Raw genomic sequence first — 22,510 nt, 5'->3', positions numbered from 1 at the left:
GCCATTGCGCCTTGCTGGTGCCGCCTGGCGCTCGGCGCCGACGGGCAAGGGGGAGACACATGGCTGAAGGGTCCAGGAACGAACCCGCAATGGATGCCAGGCGCTTTGCCGCCTTGGCGCAGGCCTATGGCGGCGACTTGCGGCGATGGCCCGAGGCCGAGCGAATGGCCGGCACGGTCTTTGCCGCAAGCGACGCGGGCGAGGCCATCTTGAGGCAGGCCGGGACACTTGACGCGCTGCTCGACAGCTACCGCGTCGACGCCCCGGACAAGGCACTGCACAGCAGCATTCTGCAGGCTGCCGGCCGGCACATCGTCCAGCGCCGGCGTCAGTGGTTCTGGTGGCTGGGACTTGGACTTGCCGGCATTGGTCTGGCCGGTGCCGTGGCAGGACTGGCCCTGGTGACCATCGTCACGCCGGAGGTCCAGCCGGACCATTATGTGCTGGATACCGATGTAACGGCGTTTGGCGATGCCGGCCCGGATGCCGAGAACGGTGAGGAAAACCTATGAGCCCGCGCTGGATCCGTGGTCTGGTCATTACTTCCGTGGTGCTGAACGTCTTTCTTGCGGGCGCATTCGTCGGCGGCGCGGTCTGGCTGAGAAATGCCAAAGCGGGCGCGGCTGTCTCGCTGGAATCGGCTGGCCGACAGCTTCCCGACCAGGACCGCAAGGCGTTCCGCGAGGCGCTGCGCCAGGTTCGCGTGCAGTCCCGTCAGATCATTCTCGATGGCCAGCAGGCGAGGCAGGAGGCAGCGGACCTGTTGCAGCAGCCTGTCATGGACAAGGCCGCCTTGTCCGCCGCCCTGGAACGGGCACGCAATGCCGATGTGACGGTGCGCAGCCGGCTTGAACAGGCCATTGTCGACTTCGCGGCGAGCACATCGCCTGAAAACCGGAGCGTGCTGGCACAGGCGTTGCTGCGCCATATGGAACGCCGCGCCACCGTTGCGCCAAAAAAATCGCCATGACGACCGACGGAAAAGGCCGGAGACGCCGTTTAACGATGCGAAGGGACAAGCCTGCCCTGTGCACCATACAGGACGGCCATCTTCATCGTCGAAAGCACTCGGAGTCCAATTATGAGTCGCCTGAAAAACTATGCAGCAACCGCTATCCTGGCCATCGGTGGAACTGTCGTGACAGCCTCCGCGTCCAGCGCAATGCCCATCGTGTCCGTTGCCAAGCCAGCCACCCCGGCACTGGTCGAGCATGTCCGCTGGGGCTGCGGCATCGGCTGGCACCCTAACAGATGGGGCCGCTGCGTGCCGAACGGCGTCGTCGTCGTGCGCCCGCGCTACCACTACTGGCGCGCCCCGGTCTATGGCTGGCACCCGCACCATCACTGGCATCGCTGGCACCATTACTGATCAAAGCACCGCGGGGCCAGGCACCTTTCGGGGCGGCCCCGCGCGGGCGCTGGCGCGCACCGGACAATCCCGACCAGCCGAGTTAAGGTTAAATTCACTATACATTTGTTCTTAGCCCGCAAATAATCGAAGAATTTCCCGAAACTATGCTCAGGCATCTTCGTGGGAAAATCTGTGGTTCAGCTTCAAGGTCTTGGACGGGTGCTCTGCCATCCGCTGACGCTGGCCGTGGTCAGCCTTGCAGGCGTCTTCGCCGCCGGACGGGCCGAGCACGAATGGCTGTCGGTGCCGTTCTCGCTGGCGCTGGTGGCAGCCCTTGCCGGGCTTCTGTTCCTGGCTTCGGGGCGCCTTGCCTTTTCAGTCTATCTCGCCTGGATGGGCATTGCCTTCGTCACCGTGGTTTCGGCGATCAAGTTCAGGATGAAGGGGTTTTCGCTGCACTTCTACGACACGGTCTTCGTGTCGAGGGACCCGGAAGTGTATCGCTTCCTGCTCGGCTCCTACCTCCATCTGATCGCGCCGGTCGTCATTGCCCTGGGGCTCGGCATTACGGCGGCGGTGCTTCTGTTCCGGATCGATCGGAAAATCGGCTGGCCGGTGTCGGCACGCGTCCTGGTCATGGCGGCGCTCGTCGTTCTGGTGCCGCTGACCTTTCCGGCCGAGGCCTCGAAGGACCGCTATTTCTACTACATGCAGGGCCGGCACATGTCGGCCTTCTTCGTCTCGCTGCTGGATTTGCACAACCTCGTTGTAGAATCGGGCTTCGAAAAGCGGCTGCAAGCCGTGGCGCCGCAGCCGCCTTTTGCCGACACGGTCGATTGCGGCGACCGGGCTGATCTTCCCGACGTCTTTTTCGTGCTCAGCGAAAGCCAGTCCGATCCCGGCTATTTTCCGCAGGTCGGCAACGGCGCGGGATTCCTGCAGAGATTCGCACCGGGGGCCGGCACGCCGCACCAGATGCAGGTCGAGACGTTTGGCGGCGGCACCTGGATCACCAATCTGTCGCTGATGACCGGCCTGTCGGCCACCGATTTCGGCTGGCGAAGCCCCTATCTGACCATCACCCTGCAGGACAAGGTCGCCGGAGCCTTGCCGGAGGTGCTGGCGCGCTGCGGATATCGGACTGTCGTGATGACGCCGATGGACTTTTCGTTCGTCAATGAAGGGCCGTTCCTGAAATCGATCGGTTTCGAGACCGTGCTCGACATCAAGGACATCGCCGCGCCCTTCTATCACCTGCGCGACAACTTTTATTACCAGGCGGCCGAGGCATTCATCGCCAGGCACCATAGGGAAGACGGCCGGCCGCTGTTCCTCGAAATCCAGACCATGTTTCCGCACTCACCCTATGAGGGGCGGATGGAGCCCGGGCTGAAGGTCGAGGGCGAGCCTTTCTCGGGCGATTTCCAGGCCAATGAGTATCTGCGCCGGATGGCGGTAGCGCGCGGCGATTTCCAGGATTTCCTCGACAAGAGGCAAGCGGATGCCGGTGAACGCGGCGCCGTGGTGCTCGAATTCGGCGATCACCAGTCGTCGGCGACCAAGCCGTTCGTCGAGGCGATCGCCGGGGACGACGCCTTGGCGACCCCTGGCTCGCTTGCCTATCGCACTTTCTACACGCTCACCACCTTCAACCATCCTTTGCGCCATCCGATGCCTGACCTGGCCCCGCTCGACGTCGGCTTCCTCAGCGCAAGCCTGCTCGATGCCGCCGGCCTGCCGATGTCGCCTGTCATGGCCGATCTCGTGCGCCTGCGCGACGGTTGCGGCGGCAGGTTTCATGGTTGTCAGGATCGGGCGGAGGTCGATGCGCATCTGCGTAGGCGCGTCGATTCAGGGCTGCTGCATCTGTTCGCCGAAGCGGTGCCGCTGCATGGGCTGGCGCCGCTCCAATCGGTAGATGCCCGTTAAATCAGCCTATTGTATCCGGCCCCAGCGTCGCCACGGTCTTCAGCGCGCCGTCGAGCATGTCGCCCTTCTCGTCCTTCAGCGCCATCTCGCGCAGGCGGCGGATCCAGTCGGCGGCGTCGGTGCGGCCCTTGACCAGGTCGAGCGCCGAGAGCACGCGGTCGAATTTCGATTGCGCCCGGGCATGGGTGTCGCTGTAGCCCTTGATCAGCCGGCGGCAATTGAGGATCTCGACGGCCAGTGCGTAATCCTGGGGCACATGGTCGAGCGCCAGCGCGTACCAGCGATCGAGATGCGCGATCTCGACCTGGTGGCGCAGCAGGCGACGGCGCCAGCGGCGCAGGCCGCCTATGAACCAGAGTGCTGAAAAGCCGGCAAAACTGTCGGTGCGGATGCGGCGGCCATGGTTGATGCGGCGGTCGAGAAAGGCGGCGAGCTTCGGCCGGTCCTCGATGTAGCTGCCCAGACCCGCCGGCAGCGTGCCGCAGAACTCCTCGATGCGCGGATGGAAATATTCGGTCACCTGCAGGATCGAGCCATCCTTGACGCCGACCTCGCGGCGCACGCGTTTGTCACGTGTCGAGCGTGTCTTGAGATCGGCGACGCGGATCATGTCGTCGTAGCACATGGCGTTCGCGAGATGCTTTGCGGCAGCGATAGACAAGCCATAGCCGCGATCCGGCCCGTCCAGCGCGATGGCTTTGTCCAGCCGGTCGAGATAGTCGCGCCCATAGGCGATGTCCTGATAGTCGACGACCTTTCGCAAGCCCCGGAGCGCCATGTCGCGGACCGCCATTGGCAACAGATCGATGCGGGCAGCCAAGGCCTGCCAGCCTTGCAGCAGGTTTCGCGGGCCACTCACCTGTCCGGCGCCCAGGGCAGATTCGACAATCGCGGGCTCGGCCGGCCTAGGCGCCGGTGCTGCCGTGCCGCGCGCACGATCAAACGCGGCACCGAAGGCGGCGAGGCTGGCCTTGACGCCCCGGCCGCCGGCACCGATCGCCTGTTCGTAGCTCTCGCGCGTGAACGGCAGGGCGCCGGACCCTGCCAGCGCGCCAAGCAGGCTGGCCGAGATCATCGAGCCATTGTCGGCGGCGATCTTCTCCATATCGAAAGCGATGAAGCGCTTCGATGCGGCTTCCGCCGTTGCATGCACCTTGGAGGACGAAGCCCTGCCGTCGCCCGGTTCGATCTTTTCCGACACGGCGGCGATGCGGTGCGACGAGGCGATCAGCGTGGTGCGCTCGGGCGTGACGAAGCCGCGAATGATGGCGCGGCCGGCTTCCATCAACTCCGCCGCGATCAGTATGTCGACATCGCCCTGCGAGGGCGACAGCGCAAAGACCGGCAGCCGGCCGGTGTCGCGGGCCATCTCGACATAGTAGATGGTGGCGCCGGTACGCTGGGCGACGCCGGCGACCGAGGTCGACTGCGCGACATAGCCGTTGCGCTCGGCGACATCGGTAATCCAGTCGGCGAGCACGCCGCCGCCCTGGCCGCCGACCGCCAGCACGGCGAGCTTGATGACACGCTCACCATCCTGAGCGCCGGCATGGGCGCGAAGTGGGGGGACGGCGTCAAGCATCGGCGAAAGTCAGGCGCCGGCTTTCGCGGCGACGCTGCAACAGGCTGATGGTGGCGCGGCGCGCGGCTTCCAGGAAGCGATCCCAGCGGCTTGGATTGTGGACGACGTCGGCGCGATAGAAGGACGGGCAGAGCACCGCCGCATCGGCGACCTCGCCGCAATTGCCGCAGCCGACGCAACTCTGGTCGATATGCGCGACCGGATCGTCGCGCAAAGGATCGTCGAGCGACTTGACCGACAGCGATGGGCAGCCGGACAGCCGCATGCAGGCATGGTCACCGGTGCAGATGTCCTCATCGACGCCGAACTTCGGTTTCACGACACGGGTCCCGCCCTTGATCGCCTTGTCGACCAGCGGCTTTTCGCGGCGCTGGCGGTTGAGCATGCATTCGGACGAGGCGACGATGACTTTCGGCCCCTTCTCCTCCGTCGTCAGCGCCTCGCGTAGCGTGTCCTGCATCTTGGTCACGTCATAGGTGCGGTCGACATGGCGCAGCCATTTGACGCCCATGCCTTTGACCGCCTCGGTGATCGGATGCTTCGTCGACTTGGTCTTGTTGCCGGCGCGGGATGAGAGGATGTCCTGGCCGCCGGTGGCGGCCGAGTAAAAATTATCGACGATGACGATGACGCCGTCGTTCTTGTTGAACACCGCGTTGCCAATTGAGGAGGTCAGGCCGTTGTGCCAGAAGCCGCCGTCGCCGACGAAGGAGATGGACCGCCGCTTGGCATCAGGCGAATTGAAGGCCGAGGCGGAGGCCGGGCCCAGCCCGTAGCCCATGGTGGTGGCGCCAAGCTCGAAAGGCGGCATGATCGAGAACAGATGGCAGCCGATGTCGGAGGCGATGTGATGCTTGCCTAGCTCCTGCTCGACCAGTTTTGTCGCGGCAAAGATCGGCCGTTCCGGGCAGCCGATGCAGAAGCCCGGCGGACGGCCCGGCACGACATTGATGAGGTCAGCGGCATCAACGCCGTCGCCGACCTTGTTGGGCGCGCGCACCTCGCCCGGCAGCAGATGCGGCGCCTCGGCGCGCAGGAAGGCGCCGATGCCGTCGAGCATGACCTGGCCGGTATATTCGCCGGCCATCGGCAGATGCTCCTTGCCGACCAGCCTGGTGCCTCGACCGGCCTTGTGCAGCATCGAAGCAAAGGCCTGTTCGATGTAGTTGGGCTGGCCTTCCTCGACGACCAGCACCGACTGCTTGCCCTCGCAGAACGACAGGAACTCGTCATCGATCAAGGGATAGACGGCATTGAGCACATAGAGCGGCACGTCGGTGTCGCCATAAATATCGGCAAGGCCGAGCCGCTGCAGCGCGCGGATGACCGAATTGTACATGCCGCCCTGCATGACGATGCCGACCGAGCCATGGTCCGAGCCGAAGAACTCGTTGATCTTGTTCTTGGCGATGAAGTCGACCGCCGCCGGCCAGCGTTTCTGCACCTTCTCCTTCTCATGCAGGAAGGAGGCGGGCGGCAGCACGATGCGGCCGGTGTCGCGGCGAGGCGCGTCGAGGGCATCGGCGACCGTCATCGGCGGCCGCTTGTTGTCCTTGGCGATGAAATGGCCATGCACGTGGCAGCAGCGGATGCGCACCTGCAGCATGACCGGCGTGTTGGAAATCTCCGACAGCTCGAAACCATCCTCCACCGCCTTGACGATCGATGGCAGGTTCGGTCGCGGGTCGAGCAGCCACACCTGGCTTTTCATGGCGAAGGCATGGCTGCGCTCCTGCATGATCGAGGAGCCCTCGCCATAGTCTTCGCCGACGATGATCAGCGCGCCGCCGGTGACGCCGCCGGAGGCGAGATTGGCGAGCGCGTCGGAGGCAACATTGGTGCCGACGGTCGACTTGAAGGTCGCCGCACCGCGAATGGGATAATGCACTGACGCCGCCAGCATGGCGGTGGCAGTGGCTTCCGAGGCGCTGGCTTCGAAATGCACGCCGAGCTCGCCCAGAATGTCCTGCGCGTCGGCCAGCACGTCCATCAGGTGGCTGATCGGCGCGCCCTGATAGCCGCCGACATAGCCGACGCCGCATTGCAGCAGCGCCTTGGTGATGGCGAGAATGCCTTCGCCGGCAAACTCCTCGCCGGCACCGAGCCTGAGTTTTTCGACTTCCCTGGCAAAAGACCGTTCGGCCATTCTTTTTCTCCCTTCCGTTACCGCCAGCGCTGGCGGCGCGTAGGTCTAGATGTCGTGCTTGCGAATGTTCTTCAGCATCTTCAAAAGCGTGGCGATGAGCGCGGAATATTCGGCATCGTCGATGTCGTCGAACATCGCTTCGAACGCGTCGTGCATGGCCGGCCAGGCGCGGGTGAACTCGGCGCGGCCCTCGTCGGTCAGGAACACATGGCGGATTCGGCTGTCGGTGACACCCTGCTCGCGTCGCACCAGACCCTGGCCCTCCAGCGTATCGAGGGTCCGGCTCAAGGTCGATTGCTCGATGACCGTATAGACCGAGAGGTCGTTGACGGTGATACCGTCGGTGACCGACAGCACGGCGAGCGTGCGGACCTGCGGGATGGTCAGGCCCTGCTTGCGGAAATCGTCGCGCAAGGTGGCGTTGTAGCGGCCCATGATGCGGTTCATCAGATAGGGCGCGAATTGCTGCAGCCCGATCTGCCCCAGGGTCGAAATGCGCTGGCGCTTTTCCGCGACCTTCTCTTCCATCACAGCCTCCCCGCCAGGAGAAATCCGGAACCGCCGCCGAGACCCGCACCCGGGTGGGTCGAGGCGCCGATATGGTAGAGACCCTTGATGCCGGTCTGATGATTGCGGCTGGTCTTGAACGGCCGCCACAGGAAAGACTGGTCGATGGTCGAGGAACCGCCATAGGGGTCACCGCCGACCAGGTTGATGTTCATCGCCTCCAGATCGGCCGGCGAATAGGCGCGGCGCGCGATGACGCTGTCCTTGAAGCCTTCGATATGGCTGGCGAGGATCGCCTCAATGCGGTCGGCATAGGCTTCGCGCAGCACATCGGTCCATTGCCCGTCTGCCGGCGCCTGCAGCTTGCCGGCCGCGTCGCCCTTGATGTGGCGAGGCGCCTCGGGCAGTTGCAGCCACAGGATCGCCTTGCCTTCAGGGCAGCGCGATGGGTCAAGCGCATGCGGCTGGCCGACACAGATGGTCGGCACCTCCGGCAACATGCCGCGCGCCGCCTCGTTGCAAGCTTTCGAGACGCCATCCAGGCCGGGCGTGAGGTGCAGCAACGCCACCTTATCCAAGCCTTCGCCCGGCCATGCGGGCGGTTTGTCCAAGGCGTAGTGGATCTGGAAATTGCCTTTGCCGTAGCGGTACTTTTGCGTCGCCTCGACATCGGCTTTGGGTGCATCCGTGCCAAGCAGCCTGCCATAGAGCTGCGTTGGCGTAACCGAGCAGATGACGCTCTTGTCGGCATTGATTGTCTCGCCCGAGGCCAGCCGCACGCCGGTTGCCCGGCCATTGTTTTGAACGATCGAAGCGACATCGGCGCCGGTGCGGATATCGCCGCCGCGTTCCCGAATCAAAGCCTCGAAGGCCGCCAGCAGGTTTTTTGCCCCACCCTTGACGATCGGTGCTCCGGCCGCCTCAAGTGCGAAGGCGATCACCTTGGCGATCTGGCCGGAGAAGGCGTCCTCGGGTCCAAGCCCGGCATGCAGTACCCAGGGTGCCCACAGCGCGCGGATGGTTTCGGACCGGTAGGTGTTGTCGAGCCAGCCGCGCGCCGGCACCAGAGCTTCGCCGAGGAAGGCGGCAAGGCCGCGCGGGCCACGCCGCCAGCCATCACCGGCAAGCAGCTTCGCTGTCGGGTAGGACCACAGGCTGCCGCCGAGTAAGCCGAACAGCAGGCCGGCATTGCGTTCGATACCGCCGATATCATCCGCGTGCCGGTCACCGTCGCCTGCCGTGATTGCGTTGAGGGCGGCGATGTTGGCGGCACGGTCGGTGCTGAGCACGGCATGGCTGCCATCCGGCCGCAGCACGCCCGTCGGCGTGCCCGTGTGGCAGAACTCCAGCCCGTGGCGCGCGAGATCGGCGCCCAGTACCGCAAAGGCCGGCGAGGTGATGAACAGCACGAAGGTCGTCGCCATCACATCATGGATGAAGCCGGGCGCGGTGATCTCCTCGGTGCGCAAACAACCGCCAATGCGGTCGTTGCGCTCCAGGACGAGCACACGCGCCCCTTTGCCGCCAAGCATCGCCGCGCAGACCAGCGCGTTGATGCCGCTGCCGACGATGATGTGATCGGGGGCGGTCATTGGCGGTTGCTCTTTGCTTGCGGGCAGCGGAGTTCAATCGCGTGGAATTGCGCTCTACGGCGCCCCCCTCTGGCCTGCCGGCCATCTCCCCCTCTTGGGGGGAGATTGGCAGCTTCGGCGCCCCACTCAATCCTGCAACGTCGCAGATTGGCGAAAACCATTGTGAAGGCCAATCTCCCCCCTTGAGGGGGAGATGTCCGGCAGGACAGAGGGGGGCGCCGTAGGGCGCTAGCGCTACAAGCCTGCCACCCTCTACCTGCCATCAACCCGGTTTCGCCTTCTCGCATGATCTTCTCCCGAAGACCCACCTCGCTTTATTGCTTCGACACCAGCGCCAGCGCGCGGATCGGGCTGCCGGTGCCGTGCTCGATCTTGAGCGGCGCCGCGATCAGGATGGCGCCCTTCGGCGGCAGCTGGTCGAGGTTGCAGAGGCTGGCGAGACCGTAGCGGTTGGCCTTGTGCATCAGCGTGTGCGCCGGGAATGGCGGCTCCATGCCACCGGCCTTGCCGGCATCGGTGCCGATCGTCTCCGAGCCCCAGCCCCTGATGTCCTTACTGATCAGGAACTGGATGGCTTCGGCCGTCGGGCCGGGCGTGTGCGGGCCGGTCTCGTTGGCGTTGAGGAACTCGGCTTCCGAGCCGTTGCGCTTGTACCAGTCGGTGCGCATCACCACCCATTCGCCGGCATTGATCGCACCGTGCTTGGCTTCCCAGGCCTTGATGTGGTCGACGGTGAGCAGGAAATCGGGGTCGGCGGCGGCTTCCTTCGAACAGTCGATGACATTGACCGGGCCGACGAAATTCTGCGCCGGAATGGTGTCGGTGGCGCCGTCCGGATAATCCTTGCCGCTGATCCAGTGCTGCGGCGCGTCGAAATGCGTGCCGGAATGCTCGCCGAGCTTCAGCCAGTTCCAGGCCCACCACGGACCATTCTTGTCGTAACGGGAGATGTTGTGGATCTCGACCTTCGGCGTGTCGACGGCGAGTTCCGGCGGCAGCTTGATCAACGGCGTGTCCGGGCCGAGCGGCGCCGACAGGTCGACCACCTTGATGGCGCCTGAAAGAAGCTGGCCGGCGACTTCGCCGAGGAGTTTTTGCGTGTCCATGGTTTGAAGTTCCCTCTTTCGTGTGATGATCAAGGCTCGTCTCGGCCCTTAATATCCTACTAGACGAAAACATATGCATCTGCAATTATCTTTAAGCATAAAGGAAATGGGGACGGGGCGTGAGCGAGTTCGACGCCATCTTTGTCGGGGCGGGCCACAACAGTCTGGCATGCGCCGCGCATTTGGCGCTCAAAGGCTGGAAAACAGGGGTTTTCGAGCGCGGCGCGACAATCGGCGGCGCCGTCCAGACGCGCGAATTCACCCTTCCCGGCTTCCGCCACGATTTCGGCGCGATGAATCTCAGCCTCTTCGCCGGCTCGGCCTTCCACCGGAAATATGCAAATGAATTGAAAGCGCAGGGGCTGGAGTTCGCCCCGGTCGCCGACTGTTTCGCCAGCGCATTCCCTGACGGGCGCTGGTTCGGCGTCAGCAACGATCTGGAAAAGACGGCCCCGCGCATCGCCGCCTTCTCCGCCACTGACGCCGCCACATGGCGCAGGCTGGTTGCCGCCTTCCCGGCGGAGGCCGAACACCTGTTCCGGCTGCTGGGTTCGCCGATGAGTGCCCGCGCGCTTGCCGGCACGGCGTGGAACCTGTGGCGCAAGAAGGGCATGTCCGGAGCGCTCGATACGGGCCGCCTGCTGCTGTCCTCACCCCGCGCCTGGCTGGAGGAAACTTTCGAGTCGCCGCATATCAGGGCAACGCTCGCCACTTGGGGCATGCATCTCGACTTCGCCCCGGATGTCGCCGGCGGTGCGGTTTTCCCCTATCTGGAATCGATGGCCAACCAGAGTTTCGGCATGGTGCTGGGCAAGGGCGGCGCCGACACCATCATCCGTGCCCTCTCTGGCATGGTGACCTCCGCCGGCGGCAAGATCGTCACCGGCGCCGAAGTCGCCGAGATCACCGTTTCGGCCGGCAAGGCGACCGGCGTACGGCTCGCTTCGGGCGAGTCGCATACCGCCACCAGGGCAGTCATTGCCGGCGTCGCGCCCAAGGCGCTGACGGGCAAGCTGCTGCCCAATGGTTCGGGCGACGCCGGCTTCGACACGGCGATGCAGAAATTCCGCCACGCGCCAGGCACGATGATGATCCACCTAGCGCTGGACGATTTGCCGGATTGGCGTGCCGGAGCGGAGCTTCGGCAGTTCGCCTATGTGCATCTGTCGCCGTCGCTCGACGCCATGTCGCGCACCTATCAGCAGGCCATGGCGGGCATGCTGCCGGACGAGCCTGTGCTGGTGGTCGGCCAGCCGACGGCGATCGACCCGTCGCGGGCGCCTCAGGGAAAGCATGTGCTGTGGGTGCAAGTGCGCATGCTGCCGGCCGAAATCCTGGGCGATGCCGCCGGCAACATCGCACCGGACCATTGGGACAAGGTGAAGGAAGCCTACGCCGAGCGTGTCCTCGACATCATCGAGACCTATGCGCCCGGCCTGCGCAACAAGATCCTCGGCCGCGCCGTCTTCTCGCCCATCGACCTCGAGCGTGAGAACCCGAATCTCGTCGGTGGCGACCAGGTCTGCGGCAGCCATCATCTGGCGCAGAACTTTTTATTCCGCCCGGCGCGCAACTATGCCGGCTGGAACACGCCGGTGGCGCATCTGCACCTCACTGGAGCCGCGACATGGCCGGGCGCCGGCACCGGTGCGGCGTCGGGCTTCATGCTCGCACAACAGCTTGGCGGGAGGTAGGAGCCGGAGATTTCCTTGAGGCTACGAGGGGCAAGGCGCTGCTGCCCAAGAAGCCTGAACCGATGACATGAAGACGCCGCGCAGAAACAAAACCAACAAGGGGAACGACCATGACAATCAACAGACGTGAATTGCTGGGATACAGCGCTGCGGCACTCGGGGTGGCCGCCGTCGGCCTGCCGCAGATCGCTAGGGCGGCTGCCGGCGAACTGACCATCGCCTACAATGTCAACCTGCCATCCTGGGATCCGACCACCGGACCTTCGGCCGTCAACCCGACGATCCAGGGGCTTTACCAGTCGGTATTCGACCAGTTCATCCCGCAGAAGCCCGATTTGTCCTTCGCGCCGGGCCTGCTCACCGAATGGGGCTGGAACGACGACCGCACGAAGATCATGATGACGGTGCGCGAAGGCGTGACCTGGCATGACGGCTCGCCGTTCACGGCCGAGGACGTCGTCTGGTCGCTACAGCGGGCAGGCGACGAAAAGACCGGCAACCCGATCCAGTTCGTCTGGAAGAACGTCAACAACTTCAAGATCGACGGCAACAAGATCACCGGCGACGTCGTGCAGTTCGACCCGGTCTATTTCAAATGGATGTCGTTCCTGACCGGCTACATCATGCCGAAGACCTATTACGAGAAGGTCGGCGCCGAAGGCTTCGAGAAGGCGCCGATCGGCACCGGCCCCTACATGGTGGAAAAGTTCGAGCGCAACGCTTTCCTGCGGCTCAAGGCAAACCCGAACTACTGGGGCGGCAAGCCGGCCTTCGAGAATGTGACGATCAAGTTCGTCGCCGACGCGGCAAGCCGCGTCGCCGAGATCGAATCCGGCTCCTCGCAAGTGACGCTCGAAATCCCCTACGAGGAGTATGACCGGCTGATCGCCAAGGACGGGCTGGCCGGCTCGTGCAAGAACGTTTCCGACATCGGCATGATCTTCTTCAACGACATCGAGGCGATGCTGGACAAGAACGTCCGTCAGGCCGCCGTGATGGCCGTCGACAAGAAGCTGCTGGTCGATCGCCTGCTGCGCGGCTACGGACAGCCGATCGATACGCTGGAAACGCCGGAATACGCATCCTACGACGCGTCGATCAAGGTCGAGCACAATCCGGAAAAGGCCAAGGAATTGCTGGCTGCCTCCGGCTATTCGCCGGAAAAGCCGGTCAAGTTCACCATCCAGACGACCAAGGGCTTCAAGCCCAAGGACTATGAGATGATCCAGGCGATCGTCGGCATGTGGCGCAAGGTCGGCATCGAGGCGACGATCGAGGTCTACGAGATCGCAAAGCACTACGAACTGCGCGCCGCCGATAAGCTGGCGCCGGCCGCCTTCTACAACTGGGGCAACGCCATCGGCGATCCGACCACCTCGACCGGCTTTGCCATGTACGGCCCGAGCCCGCATTCGGTGTGGGACAGCCAGGATTTGATCGACATGATCAACCCGCTGTGGGGCGAGAAGGACGAGGCCAAGCGCATCGCCGGCTGGAAGGCTGTCGACAAATACATCGCCGAGCAGGCCTATGTGCTGCCGCTGATGCAGTATGCGCAGCCCATCGTCCATGCCAAGGGCGTCAATGTGGTTCAGCATGTGTCGGGCGCGCTGCTGCCGGCCCTGATGACCCCGGCCTGAGAGAGTCGAGAAAGGCGCGCTGTCGCAAAGCCGGCATGCCTTCTCCCAACTTGCGCAGGCCCCCTCATCCGGCCCTTCGGGCCACCTTCTCCCCGCTGGAGAGAAGAGACCGGCTCAGCCGTCGGCGACCTCTTCTCCCCTCGGGGAGAAGGTGGCCGCGAAGCGGCCGGATGAGGGGTCTTCGTTCCATCAGTCACTGAAACGCATTAGGCCTACGCCAGAATGCTCCTGCAAAGATTCCTGATCCGTCTGCTGACGATGCTGATCACGCTGTTCGGCGTGGCCGTCGTCGTCTTTGTCGTGATCCGCGTCGCGCCCGGCGATCCGATCGCCATGATGCTGCCGCCTGGTGCTACGGATGCCGACATTGCCCGGCTGCGAGCGCTCTACGGCCTCGACAAGACCATCGTGCAGCAATTCTTCATCTGGCTGTCAGGCGTCGCCAGGGGCGATTTCGGCACCTCGATTTCGCTCAGGCAGGATGTGCTGGGTCTCGTCTTCAACCGGCTGCCAGCGACGCTGGAGCTTGCCATCGTCGCGCTTGTGATGGCGGTGGCACTCGGCGGCACGACGGCAATCATCGGCGCGCGCGAACGCGGCACGGCGGTCGAGGCCGGCATCGACATCGCCAGCGGCGCGGCGCTTTCCATTCCCGACTTCCTGTGGGGCCTGGTGCTGATCCTGCTGTTCGGGGTGCTGGTGCCGATCTTCGACATTTCCGGCCGGGTGTCGCCGCAACTCGACCTGCCCTTCGTCACCCAGTTTTATCTGTTCGAGAGCTTGCTTCGTCTGCGCCTCGACCTGACCTGGGATCTGCTGAAACACATGTTGATGCCGGCCGTGGCGCTGGCGCTGCCGCTGGCGGCGATCATCTCGCAGCTGCTGAAACAGTCGCTGAAGGAAGTGCTCGACCTCGACTACGTCGTGCTGGCGCGGGTCAAGGGATTCTCGGAAACACAGGTCATCCTGCGCGAAGCGCTGAAGAATGCCGCGCTGCCGACGCTGACGCTGGTCGGCGTGCAGTTCACCTTCCTCATCGGCGGCACCGTCATCGTCGAACGGCTGTTTTCCTATGAAGGCCTCGGCAACATGGCGATCGACGCCGTCATCAACCGCGACCTGCCGCTGATTCAGGGCATCGTGCTGGTCTTCGCGCTGCTGTTCGTGCTGATCAACCTCAGCGTCGACATGATGTACGCGCTGCTCAATCCAAGGCTGCGCCATGGATGAGGGCCGCGCTCAAAGACGAGCTGTGTCGCCGCGTCTGTGGCTTGCCGGCGGTTGGCTGCTGCTGGCGCTTCTGGCGGCAATCTTCGCGCCGCTGGTCGCGCCGCAGGATCCGCTGGCGCAGGATTTGATGCTGGAACGGTTGCCGCCGTTCTGGATGGCCGGCGCCGAACCTGGCTATTGGCTCGGCACCGACAGCCTCGGCCGCGATCTGTTGTCGCGACTGATCTTCGGCGGCCGCATCGCCTTCATCGTCGCTTTTGCCGCGGCCATCGCCGCCTGCCTGGTCGGCTCGATGCTGGGGCTCATAGCCGGCTATTTCGGCGGCTGGGCCGACCGCATCATCTCGCGCATCGTCGATGTCTGGATGGCGTTTCCGCCGGTGCTGTTCGCCATCCTTTTGGTTGCGGTGCTCGGCACGGGCTTGAGCTCCGTCATCCTCGCCATCGCCATCATCGACTGGACGCGCTTCTGCCGGGTGATCCGTGCCGAGACGATGGGCCAGTCGCGCATGGACTATGTCGAGAATGCCCGCATCGCCGGCTATGGCCGCATCGGCATCATGCTGCGCGAAGTGCTGCCCAATGTGGTGCCGTCAATCGTGGCGCTGCTGTCGCTGGAAATGGGCATAGCCGTCATCGTCGAGGCGATCCTGTCCTTCGTCAATCTGTCGATCTCGACCGACGACCCGACCTGGGGCGGCATCATCGCCGAGGGCCGGCTGTCGATCCATCAGGCCTGGTGGGTGCTGGTGTTCCCGCTGATCACGCTCATCCTCACCGTGCTGTCGTTCAGCCAGTTCGGCGAGGCGTTGAAGACGCGCTTCGACCCGGTGCTGCGATGAGCGCGGTCTGCCTTGACATCGCCAATCTGAGCGCCGTGCTGCCCAACGGCCAGCGCGTGCTGCGTTCGGTGTCGCTCTCCGTCCAACCCGGCGAGGTCCGCGCGTTGGTCGGCGAAAGCGGCGCCGGCAAGACGATGATCGGCAAGGCTGTGCTTGGTGTGCTGCCGTCGAGCGTGCGCATCGTCGAAGGCGATATGTTGCTTGAGGGCGAAGACCTCGGCAAGTTGCCGCCCAAGGCACGGCGCACGCTGATCGGGGCATGCACGGCGCTGATCCCGCAGGACCCGCTGACCGCTCTCAACCCGTCACGCCGCATCGGCTCGCAGATGACCGACCGGCTGGTGCGCATCCTCGGCTGGAGTGGCGAGAAGGCCGATAACCGCATTCGCCAGTTGCTGGACGAGGTGCAGATCCGCGACCCCGACCGCGTGCTCAAAAGCTATCCGCACGAACTGTCCGGCGGCATGCGCCAGCGCGTGCTGATCGCTGCCGCCTTCGCCGCCGAGCCAAGGCTGATCGTCGCCGACGAGCCGACCACAGCGCTCGACGTCACCGTGCAGAAGCAGATCCTGCGGCTGATCGCTGCGTTGCAGCGCGAGCATGGCACGGCGATCCTGTTCGTCACCCATGATCTCGGCGTCGTCGCCAAGATCAGCCAGAGGGTCTCGGTGCTCTATGCCGGCAAGGTGGTGGAGGAGGCCGAGACCGCAGCGCTCTTCGCCGCGCCGCAGCACCCCTACACACGGGCGCTGATCGCGGCGACGCCACGCTACACCGATCCTTTCGCCTCGCTAAGACCGGTGGACGAGGCGGTGCTGGCCGGACTTGCTTCGGAGATCGCTGCCGCCGACCAAGCCTGGAGGCGGTCGCATGGTTGAACCGTTGTTCTCCGTGCGCGGGCTGAAGGTCGCGCTGCCCGACATGACGCGCAAGCCACTGATCGGCCGCGCGCCATTGACCGAAATCCTGAAGGGCCTGGACTTCGACCTGCCGCGGGGCTCGGTGACCGGCATTGTCGGCGAATCCGGTTCGGGCAAGTCGACGCTCGGCCGCGCGCTGGTGCGCCTGCTGGAGCCAAGCGCCGGCAGCATCAACTTCGACGGCCGCGACATCACCAATCTGCCGGAAGCGGAGCTGCGGCCGCTGCGGCGCAATCTGCAGATGATTTTTCAAGATCCGATGTCGTCGCTCAACCCGCGCCGCACCATTGCCAGCATTATCGCCGCGCCTTTGAAGCAGAATGGTCTTGGCGACAACCTGAAGGCGCGCGTCGCCGAGGCGCTGCGGCGTGTCGGCCTGCCGCAAAGTTTCGCCAGCCGCTATCGGCACGAACTGTCGGGCGGCCAGCGCCAGCGCGTCGGCATTGCGCGTGCGCTGGCACTGTCGCCAAAATTCGTGCTCGCCGACGAGATCGTCTCCGGACTCGACGTGTCGACGCAGGCGCAGATCCTGACCCTGCTGGAGGAGCTTGCCGCGGAGATGGGGCTGACCGTCGCTTTCATCAGCCACGATCTGTCTGTCATCCGGCGGCTGTGCCGGCAAGTGATCGTCATGCGCGAAGGCGCGATCGTCGAAGCGAGCGCCACCGACGCCTTGTTCGAGAAGCCGCAGCGGGCCTACACGCGCGATCTCATCGCAGCCATTCCGCTGCCCGAGATCGATGCGAGCTGGCTGGACATTCCTTCCGCCGCCAAGGCGCCGACATGAATGCATACGCACGCCGACGAGCGGGCCTCGGACGTGCGACCACAAAGACCCAAGTCCCGCCAAATGGAGAGGACTGACATGAAGACCACAATCGCAATTGCAACGCTCGCCGCCGCAATGCTCGGCAGCGCCGGCATGGCCTCGGCGGATTCGATCCCGGGCATGCGCGGCCACGACCACACCGGGATCACGGTTCCCGACATGAAGCAGGCGGTCGACTTCTTCACCGAAGTGGTCGGCTGCAAGAAGGCGATGTCGTTCGGCCCGTTCGCCGACGACAAGGGCACCTTCATGCAGGATCTCCTGGGCGTCGATCCGAAGGCGGTGATCGAAGAGGTCACCATGGTGCGTTGTGGCTACGGCTCGAACATCGAGCTGTTCAAATACACAGCACCGGACCAGAAGGACCTGACGCCGAAGAACAGCGACATTGGCGGCTTCCACATCGCCTTCTATGTCGACGACGTCGCCGCTGCCAAAGCCTATCTCGAAGGCAAGGGCGTCAAGACGCGGATGGGGCCGCTGCCGGTCAAGGAAGGACCCGCCGCCGGCCAGACCATCCTCTATTTCCAGGCGCCGTGGGGGCTGCAACTGGAAGCGATCAGCTATCCCGATGGCATGGCCTATGAGAAGGGCGCCGAGACGGTGCTGTGGAGCCCGAAGAACCCGGAAAAGTGATCGGCAGCGCGCTTGCGTGATGACACGCAGGCGCGCTTTCGCCATGTCAGGACGACCATTCTGATATAAAACTTTAAGCTTGAAATATTTTGTCGCCGGCGCGATACTGAACTCCAGCAAGCGAAGAGGAGATCGCACAGATGAAGGTTGCGGTTCTCGGCGGCGGACCAGCCGGCCTCTACTTTGCCATTTCGATGAAACTGAGGGACGCCGCCCACGATGTGACGGTGTTCGAGCGCAACCGCGCCGACGACACGTTCGGCTGGGGCGTCGTGCTGTCGGCCGAAACGCTCGACAATCTGTCGAAAAACGATCCGGTCAGCGCCGTCTGGATCAAGAAGCACTTTGCCTACTGGGACGACATCGCAGTCATCCATGACGGCGTGCGCACGGTCTCGTCAGGACACGGCTTCTGCGGCATCGGCCGCAAGCGGCTGCTGGTCCTGCTGCAGCGCCGGGCGCGTGAACTCGGCGTCAAGCTGATGTTCGAGACCGACATCGCCGATCCCAAGTCTTACATGGAGACGCATGATCTGGTCGTCGCTGCCGACGGCCTGAACTCCAGGGCGCGCAACAGTTTCGTCGACATCTTCAAGCCCGACATCGACACCCGCAAATGCAAGTTCGTCTGGCTCGGCACCAACCAGAAATTCGACGACGCCTTCACCTTCATCTTCGAGAAAACCGAGCATGGCTGGGTGTGGGCCCACGCCTACCAGTTCGACAGCGACACCGCGACCTTCATCGTCGAGTGCAGCGAGCAGACCTGGGCTGCCTTCGGCTTCGGTGCGATGTCGCAGCAGGAATCGATCGCCGTTTGTGAGCGGATCTTCGAAAAACATCTCGGCGGCCACGCCTTGATGACGAATGCCAACCATATCCGCGGTTCGGCCTGGATCAATTTCCCGCGCGTGCTGTGCGAGCGCTGGTCTTACAAGAATCTCGCGCTGATGGGCGATGCAGCGGCATCGGCGCATTTCTCGATCGGCTCCGGCACCAAGCTGGCACTGGAAAGTGCTGTGGCGCTGGCCGAATATGTCGAAACCGAGCCGGACCTGGATGCCGCCTTCCGCAGATATGAGGATGCCCGCCGCACCGAGGTGCTGAAGCTGCAATCGGCGGCGCGCAATTCGCTGGAATGGTTCGAGGAGGTCGAGCGCTATCTCGGCCTCGATCCGGTGCAGTTCAACTATTCGCTTTTGACCCGCTCGCAGCGCATCAGCCACGAGAATCTGCGACTGCGCGATGCCGAATGGCTTGAAAGCGCGGAAGAATGGTTCCAGCGCCAGGCGGGCGCCGGCGGCAACAGCCTGCGCCGCGCGCCGATGTTCGCGCCGTTCAAGCTGCGCGACATGAGGCTGCAGAACCGCGTCGTCGTTTCGCCGATGGCGCAGTACAAGGCTGTCGACGGCTGTCCGACCGACTGGCATTTCACCCACTACGCCGAGCGCGCCAAGGGCGGCGCCGGCCTCATCTATATCGAGATGACCTGCGTCAGCCCGGAAGGGCGCATCACGCCCGGCTGTCCCGGCTTCTACGCGCCCGAGCATGAGGTGGCGTGGAAGCGGCTGGTCGATTTCGTCCACACCGAGACCGAGGCCAAGATCTGCGCCCAGATCGGCCACTCCGGCGCCAAGGGCTCGACCCGGCTCGGCTGGGAGGGCACTGACGTGCCGTTGGTCTCAGGCAACTGGCCGGTGATGGCGGCTTCGGCCGTTGCGTGGTCGCCGCAGAATCAGGTTCCGAAGGCGATGAACCGCGCCGACATGGACCGCGTGCGCGACGAATTCGTCGCTTCGGCCGAGATGGCCGATCGCTGCGGCTTCGACATGCTCGAAATCCACGCCGCGCATGGCTATCTCTTGTCGTCCTTCATCACGCCGGTCACCAACCGGCGCACGGATGAATATGGCGGTTCGCTGGACAATCGCATGCGCTATCCCCTCGAAATCTTCCGCGCGGTGCGCGCCGCCTGGCCGGCGGAGAAGCCGATCTCGATGCGCATTTCGGCCAATGACTGGGTCGGCATCGAGGGCGTGACGCCGGCCGACGCGGTCGAGATCGCGCGGCTGCTGCATGAGGCCGGCGTCGACATCTGCGATGTCTCGGCCGGCCAGACTTCGGCGCTGGCAAAGCCGGTCTATGGCCGCATGTTCCAGACGCCGTTTTCCGACCGCATCCGCAACGAGGTCGGCATGGCGACGATGGCGGTCGGCAACATCTACGAACCCGACCATGTCAATTCCATCCTGATGGCCGGCCGCGCCGACCTCGTCGCGCTGGCACGGCCGCATCTTGCCGATCCCTACTGGACGCTGCATGCCGCCGTCATGCTCGGCGACCGTGGTGTCAAATGGCCTGATCCCTATCTGCCCGGACGCGACCAGCTCTACCGTCTGGCCGAGCGCGACGCCGCAGCGGGGCTGAAAGTATGACGGCCGCCGCGACGATACCCGGCAAGCATGCGCTGGTCACTGGCGGCGGCTCCGGCGTCGGGCGGGCCATCGCGCTGGCGCTGGCTGCTGCCGGCATCGGCGTCACCATCTGCGGCCGCCGGGAAGCAGAGCTCGCCAAGGTGGCCGGCGAAAACGACCGCATCTCTGGCATCGCCGCCGATGTCACCGACGAGGCGGCAATGGCGGCGCTCTACGAGAGGGCGCAAGCCGCGCGTGGGGCCTTCGACATCGTCGTCGCCAATGCCGGCATGGCCGGCAGCGCGCCGGCGCACAAAACCGCGCTCAGCGACTGGCAGCGGACGCTCGACGTCAATCTGACCGGCGCCTTCCTGACGGTGAAGCCGGCGCTGAGCGGCATGGCCGCGCGGAAAACGGGACGAATTGTTTTCATCGCCTCGACCGCCGGCCTGAAAGGCTACGCCTATGTCGCGTCTTACGTCGCCGCCAAGCATGGCGTCATCGGCCTGATGCGGGCGCTTGCCGCCGAAACAGTGAAATCCGGCATCACCGTCAACGCGGTGTGCCCAGGCTTTGTGGAAACCGAAATGCTGGAAGAGTCCATCCAGCGCATCATCGAGAAGACCGGCCGCTCGGTCGAGCAAGCGCGGTCAAGCCTCGCCTCGACCAACCCGCAAGGCCGCTTCATCCAGCCGGATGAGGTCGCCGCCGCCGTGCTGTGGCTGTGCGGCGACGCCGCCCAATCGATCACCGGACAGGCGATTTCCATCTCAGGAGGCGAAACATGGTAGCCGGCCCCCTGCCCGCGCCGTCGGGACCCGGCAAGGACCGCTTGCGTCTGTGGATCAGGCTGCTGCGTGCCTCGCGCACGATCGAGGCCGAGCTGCGCGAGCGGCTGAAGAAGGACTTCAACACCACGCTGCCGCGCTTCGACGTGATGGCAGCGCTTTATCGCGCGCCGGAAGGCATGCTGATGAGCGACCTGTCGCGTTTCCTGCTGGTCTCTAACGGCAATGTCACGGGCATCGTCGACCGGCTGGTTTCGGAAGGACTTGTCGCCCGCGCGCGGCGCAATGGCGACCGCCGCACCTCGATGGTGCGGCTGACCGAGGAAGGGACGCAGGCCTTTGCCGCCATTGCCGCGGCGCATGAAGGCTGGATCGGCGAATTGCTGGGCAAGGTCAGCGAGGACGACGCGCGCCGGCTGACCGGCATGCTGACCTCGTTCCGCAGCAACTGGGAGGGACGCGAATGACCGCAATGGCCGGGCGCAAGCCGAAGCATTTCCACTGGGAGGTCGAGGGCAGGATCGCCAAGGTCCGGCTCGACCGGCCGGAGCGCAAGAACCCGCTGACCTTCGACAGCTATGCCGAGCTTCGCGACACGTTCCGCGACCTCGTCTATGCCGACGATGTCGACGCCGTGGTGTTCCTTTCCAATGGCGGCAATTTCTGCTCCGGCGGCGATGTCCACGACATTATCGGCCCGCTGGTCAAGATGGACATGAAGGAGCTCCTGGCCTTCACCCGCATGACCGGCGATTTCGTCAAGGCGATGCTGAATTGCGGCAAGCCGATCATTGCGGCGGTCGACGGCGTCGCGGTCGGCGCCGGCGCCATCATTGCGATGAGCTCCGACATCCGCATCGCCACGCCGGAAGCCAAGACCGCGTTCCTGTTCACCCGCGTCGGCCTCGCCGGCTGCGATATGGGCGCCTGCGCGATCCTGCCGCGCATCATCGGCCAGGGCCGCGCCGCCGAGCTGCTCTACACCGGCCGCACCATGACCGCTGATGAAGGCGAACGCTGGGGTTTCTACAACCGGCTGGTCGATGCCGCATCGCTGGAGGCCGACGCGCTCGACATGGCGGCGCGCATCGTCTCCGGCCCGACCTTCGCGCACGGCATCACCAAGACCCAGCTCAACCAGGAATGGTCGATGGGCCTCGACCAGGCGATCGAGGCGGAAGCGCAGGCGCAAGCGATCTGCATGCAGACCCGCGACTTCGAACGCGCCTACAAGGCGTTCGTGGCCAAGGAAAAGCCGGTGTTCGAGGGGGATTGAGGATGATGCTTTGCGTGGAGACGTTGGCG

20 protein-coding genes are annotated in these 22,510 nt (G+C 64.5%); 15 read left to right on the top strand and 5 right to left on the bottom strand.

Annotated elements, in window-relative coordinates; translation table 11 throughout:
- Nucleotides 1-59: 59 nt before the first annotated feature.
- From LB519_RS02210 to LB519_RS02195, 4 genes are all read left to right on the top strand, one after another.
- The gene (locus LB519_RS02210; protein ID WP_024503411.1) at nucleotides 60-512 is read left to right on the top strand and encodes a hypothetical protein; all 453 of its coding nucleotides are present in this window, start codon (nucleotides 60-62) and stop codon (nucleotides 510-512) included.
- Nucleotides 509-970, top strand: a complete 462-nt coding sequence (locus LB519_RS02205) for a periplasmic heavy metal sensor (protein WP_224618529.1) — start codon at nucleotides 509-511, stop codon at nucleotides 968-970. The genes LB519_RS02210 and LB519_RS02205 overlap by 4 nt, the downstream gene beginning before the upstream one ends.
- 111 nt (nucleotides 971-1,081) lie before the next feature.
- Complete coding sequence (locus LB519_RS02200) at nucleotides 1,082-1,369, top strand: GCG_CRPN prefix-to-repeats domain-containing protein (RefSeq protein ID WP_224618528.1); 288 nt, start codon at nucleotides 1,082-1,084, stop codon at nucleotides 1,367-1,369.
- 174 nt (nucleotides 1,370-1,543) lie between these two features.
- On the top strand, nucleotides 1,544-3,280 hold the full coding sequence (locus LB519_RS02195) for a sulfatase-like hydrolase/transferase (RefSeq protein WP_224618525.1): 1,737 nt from the start codon (nucleotides 1,544-1,546) through the stop codon (nucleotides 3,278-3,280).
- 1 nt (nucleotide 3,281) lies between these two features.
- Here LB519_RS02195 and LB519_RS02190 read toward each other — a convergent pair whose 3' ends face one another.
- The 5 genes from LB519_RS02190 to LB519_RS02170 form a co-directional block, all read right to left on the bottom strand.
- A complete protein-coding gene (locus LB519_RS02190; protein WP_224618524.1) occupies nucleotides 3,282-4,862 on the bottom strand; it encodes an indolepyruvate oxidoreductase subunit beta family protein in 1,581 nt (526 codons plus the stop codon).
- The gene (locus LB519_RS02185) at nucleotides 4,855-7,008 is read right to left on the bottom strand and encodes an indolepyruvate ferredoxin oxidoreductase subunit alpha (protein WP_013527966.1); all 2,154 of its coding nucleotides are present in this window, start codon (nucleotides 7,006-7,008) and stop codon (nucleotides 4,855-4,857) included. The genes LB519_RS02190 and LB519_RS02185 overlap by 8 nt, the downstream gene beginning before the upstream one ends.
- Before the next feature lie 45 nt (nucleotides 7,009-7,053).
- Entirely contained in the window at nucleotides 7,054-7,536 is a 483-nt protein-coding gene (locus LB519_RS02180) for a MarR family winged helix-turn-helix transcriptional regulator (RefSeq protein WP_013527967.1), read from the bottom strand.
- Entirely contained in the window at nucleotides 7,536-9,107 is a 1,572-nt protein-coding gene (locus LB519_RS02175) for a phytoene desaturase family protein (protein WP_224618522.1), read from the bottom strand. Before LB519_RS02175 ends, LB519_RS02180 begins: the two co-directional genes overlap by 1 nt.
- 314 nt (nucleotides 9,108-9,421) lie before the next feature.
- On the bottom strand, nucleotides 9,422-10,213 hold the full coding sequence (locus LB519_RS02170; protein ID WP_063171148.1) for a cyclase family protein: 792 nt from the start codon (nucleotides 10,211-10,213) through the stop codon (nucleotides 9,422-9,424).
- A 119-nt stretch (nucleotides 10,214-10,332) separates the two neighbouring features.
- Here LB519_RS02170 and LB519_RS02165 point away from each other — a divergent pair, with 119 nt between their 5' ends.
- The 11 genes from LB519_RS02165 to LB519_RS02115 all read left to right on the top strand — a co-directional run bounded on the left by LB519_RS02165 (nucleotide 10,333) and on the right by LB519_RS02115 (nucleotide 22,481).
- On the top strand, nucleotides 10,333-11,907 hold the full coding sequence (locus tag LB519_RS02165) for a phytoene desaturase family protein (protein ID WP_224618520.1): 1,575 nt from the start codon (nucleotides 10,333-10,335) through the stop codon (nucleotides 11,905-11,907).
- A 110-nt stretch (nucleotides 11,908-12,017) separates the two neighbouring features.
- Complete coding sequence (locus tag LB519_RS02160) at nucleotides 12,018-13,547, top strand: ABC transporter substrate-binding protein (protein ID WP_224618519.1); 1,530 nt, start codon at nucleotides 12,018-12,020, stop codon at nucleotides 13,545-13,547.
- 222 nt (nucleotides 13,548-13,769) lie between these two features.
- Nucleotides 13,770-14,777, top strand: a complete 1,008-nt coding sequence (locus tag LB519_RS02155) for an ABC transporter permease (protein ID WP_013527972.1) — start codon at nucleotides 13,770-13,772, stop codon at nucleotides 14,775-14,777.
- Nucleotides 14,770-15,618 (top strand): ABC transporter permease, encoded by an 849-nt coding sequence (locus tag LB519_RS02150; protein ID WP_013527973.1) that lies wholly within the window; start codon nucleotides 14,770-14,772, stop codon nucleotides 15,616-15,618. The genes LB519_RS02155 and LB519_RS02150 overlap by 8 nt, the downstream gene beginning before the upstream one ends.
- Nucleotides 15,615-16,496, top strand: coding sequence for an ABC transporter ATP-binding protein (locus LB519_RS02145; protein WP_224618517.1), 882 nt, complete (start codon nucleotides 15,615-15,617; stop codon nucleotides 16,494-16,496). Before LB519_RS02150 ends, LB519_RS02145 begins: the two co-directional genes overlap by 4 nt.
- The gene (locus LB519_RS02140) at nucleotides 16,489-17,325 is read left to right on the top strand and encodes an ATP-binding cassette domain-containing protein (protein ID WP_224618515.1); all 837 of its coding nucleotides are present in this window, start codon (nucleotides 16,489-16,491) and stop codon (nucleotides 17,323-17,325) included. The genes LB519_RS02145 and LB519_RS02140 overlap by 8 nt, the downstream gene beginning before the upstream one ends.
- Before the next feature lie 78 nt (nucleotides 17,326-17,403).
- Complete coding sequence (locus LB519_RS02135) at nucleotides 17,404-18,003, top strand: VOC family protein (RefSeq protein ID WP_024503399.1); 600 nt, start codon at nucleotides 17,404-17,406, stop codon at nucleotides 18,001-18,003.
- 140 nt (nucleotides 18,004-18,143) lie between these two features.
- Nucleotides 18,144-20,438 (top strand): bifunctional salicylyl-CoA 5-hydroxylase/oxidoreductase, encoded by a 2,295-nt coding sequence (locus LB519_RS02130; protein ID WP_224618513.1) that lies wholly within the window; start codon nucleotides 18,144-18,146, stop codon nucleotides 20,436-20,438.
- Entirely contained in the window at nucleotides 20,435-21,208 is a 774-nt protein-coding gene (locus tag LB519_RS02125) for an SDR family NAD(P)-dependent oxidoreductase (RefSeq protein ID WP_224618511.1), read from the top strand. Before LB519_RS02130 ends, LB519_RS02125 begins: the two co-directional genes overlap by 4 nt.
- Nucleotides 21,202-21,672 (top strand): MarR family winged helix-turn-helix transcriptional regulator, encoded by a 471-nt coding sequence (locus tag LB519_RS02120; protein ID WP_013527979.1) that lies wholly within the window; start codon nucleotides 21,202-21,204, stop codon nucleotides 21,670-21,672. Before LB519_RS02125 ends, LB519_RS02120 begins: the two co-directional genes overlap by 7 nt.
- Nucleotides 21,669-22,481 (top strand): enoyl-CoA hydratase family protein, encoded by an 813-nt coding sequence (locus LB519_RS02115; protein WP_224618509.1) that lies wholly within the window; start codon nucleotides 21,669-21,671, stop codon nucleotides 22,479-22,481. Before LB519_RS02120 ends, LB519_RS02115 begins: the two co-directional genes overlap by 4 nt.
- Nucleotides 22,482-22,510: the final 29 nt, after the last annotated feature.

It is taken from the genome of Mesorhizobium sp. AD1-1, assembly GCF_020164655.1.
GTDB classification, from domain to species: Bacteria; Pseudomonadota; Alphaproteobacteria; order Rhizobiales; family Rhizobiaceae; genus Mesorhizobium; species Mesorhizobium ciceri.
This window is presented reverse-complemented; position numbering and strand designations above follow the sequence as displayed.

Coding starts and splice junctions, on each gene's coding strand:
- LB519_RS02180 (WP_013527967.1), bottom strand. CDS start 7,536: ATGGAAGAGAAGGTCGCGGAAAAGCGCCAGCGCATTTCGACCCTGGGG.
- LB519_RS02155 (WP_013527972.1), top strand. CDS start 13,770: ATGCTCCTGCAAAGATTCCTGATCCGTCTGCTGACGATGCTGATCACG.
- LB519_RS02175 (WP_224618522.1), bottom strand. CDS start 9,107: ATGACCGCCCCCGATCACATCATCGTCGGCAGCGGCATCAACGCGCTG.
- LB519_RS02145 (WP_224618517.1), top strand. CDS start 15,615: ATGAGCGCGGTCTGCCTTGACATCGCCAATCTGAGCGCCGTGCTGCCC.
- LB519_RS02125 (WP_224618511.1), top strand. CDS start 20,435: ATGACGGCCGCCGCGACGATACCCGGCAAGCATGCGCTGGTCACTGGC.
- LB519_RS02170 (WP_063171148.1), bottom strand. CDS start 10,213: ATGGACACGCAAAAACTCCTCGGCGAAGTCGCCGGCCAGCTTCTTTCA.
- LB519_RS02135 (WP_024503399.1), top strand. CDS start 17,404: ATGAAGACCACAATCGCAATTGCAACGCTCGCCGCCGCAATGCTCGGC.
- LB519_RS02140 (WP_224618515.1), top strand. CDS start 16,489: ATGGTTGAACCGTTGTTCTCCGTGCGCGGGCTGAAGGTCGCGCTGCCC.
- LB519_RS02115 (WP_224618509.1), top strand. CDS start 21,669: ATGACCGCAATGGCCGGGCGCAAGCCGAAGCATTTCCACTGGGAGGTC.
- LB519_RS02200 (WP_224618528.1), top strand. CDS start 1,082: ATGAGTCGCCTGAAAAACTATGCAGCAACCGCTATCCTGGCCATCGGT.
- LB519_RS02190 (WP_224618524.1), bottom strand. CDS start 4,862: ATGCTTGACGCCGTCCCCCCACTTCGCGCCCATGCCGGCGCTCAGGAT.
- LB519_RS02160 (WP_224618519.1), top strand. CDS start 12,018: ATGACAATCAACAGACGTGAATTGCTGGGATACAGCGCTGCGGCACTC.
- LB519_RS02130 (WP_224618513.1), top strand. CDS start 18,144: ATGAAGGTTGCGGTTCTCGGCGGCGGACCAGCCGGCCTCTACTTTGCC.
- LB519_RS02205 (WP_224618529.1), top strand. CDS start 509: ATGAGCCCGCGCTGGATCCGTGGTCTGGTCATTACTTCCGTGGTGCTG.
- LB519_RS02210 (WP_024503411.1), top strand. CDS start 60: ATGGCTGAAGGGTCCAGGAACGAACCCGCAATGGATGCCAGGCGCTTT.
- LB519_RS02150 (WP_013527973.1), top strand. CDS start 14,770: ATGGATGAGGGCCGCGCTCAAAGACGAGCTGTGTCGCCGCGTCTGTGG.
- LB519_RS02185 (WP_013527966.1), bottom strand. CDS start 7,008: ATGGCCGAACGGTCTTTTGCCAGGGAAGTCGAAAAACTCAGGCTCGGT.
- LB519_RS02120 (WP_013527979.1), top strand. CDS start 21,202: ATGGTAGCCGGCCCCCTGCCCGCGCCGTCGGGACCCGGCAAGGACCGC.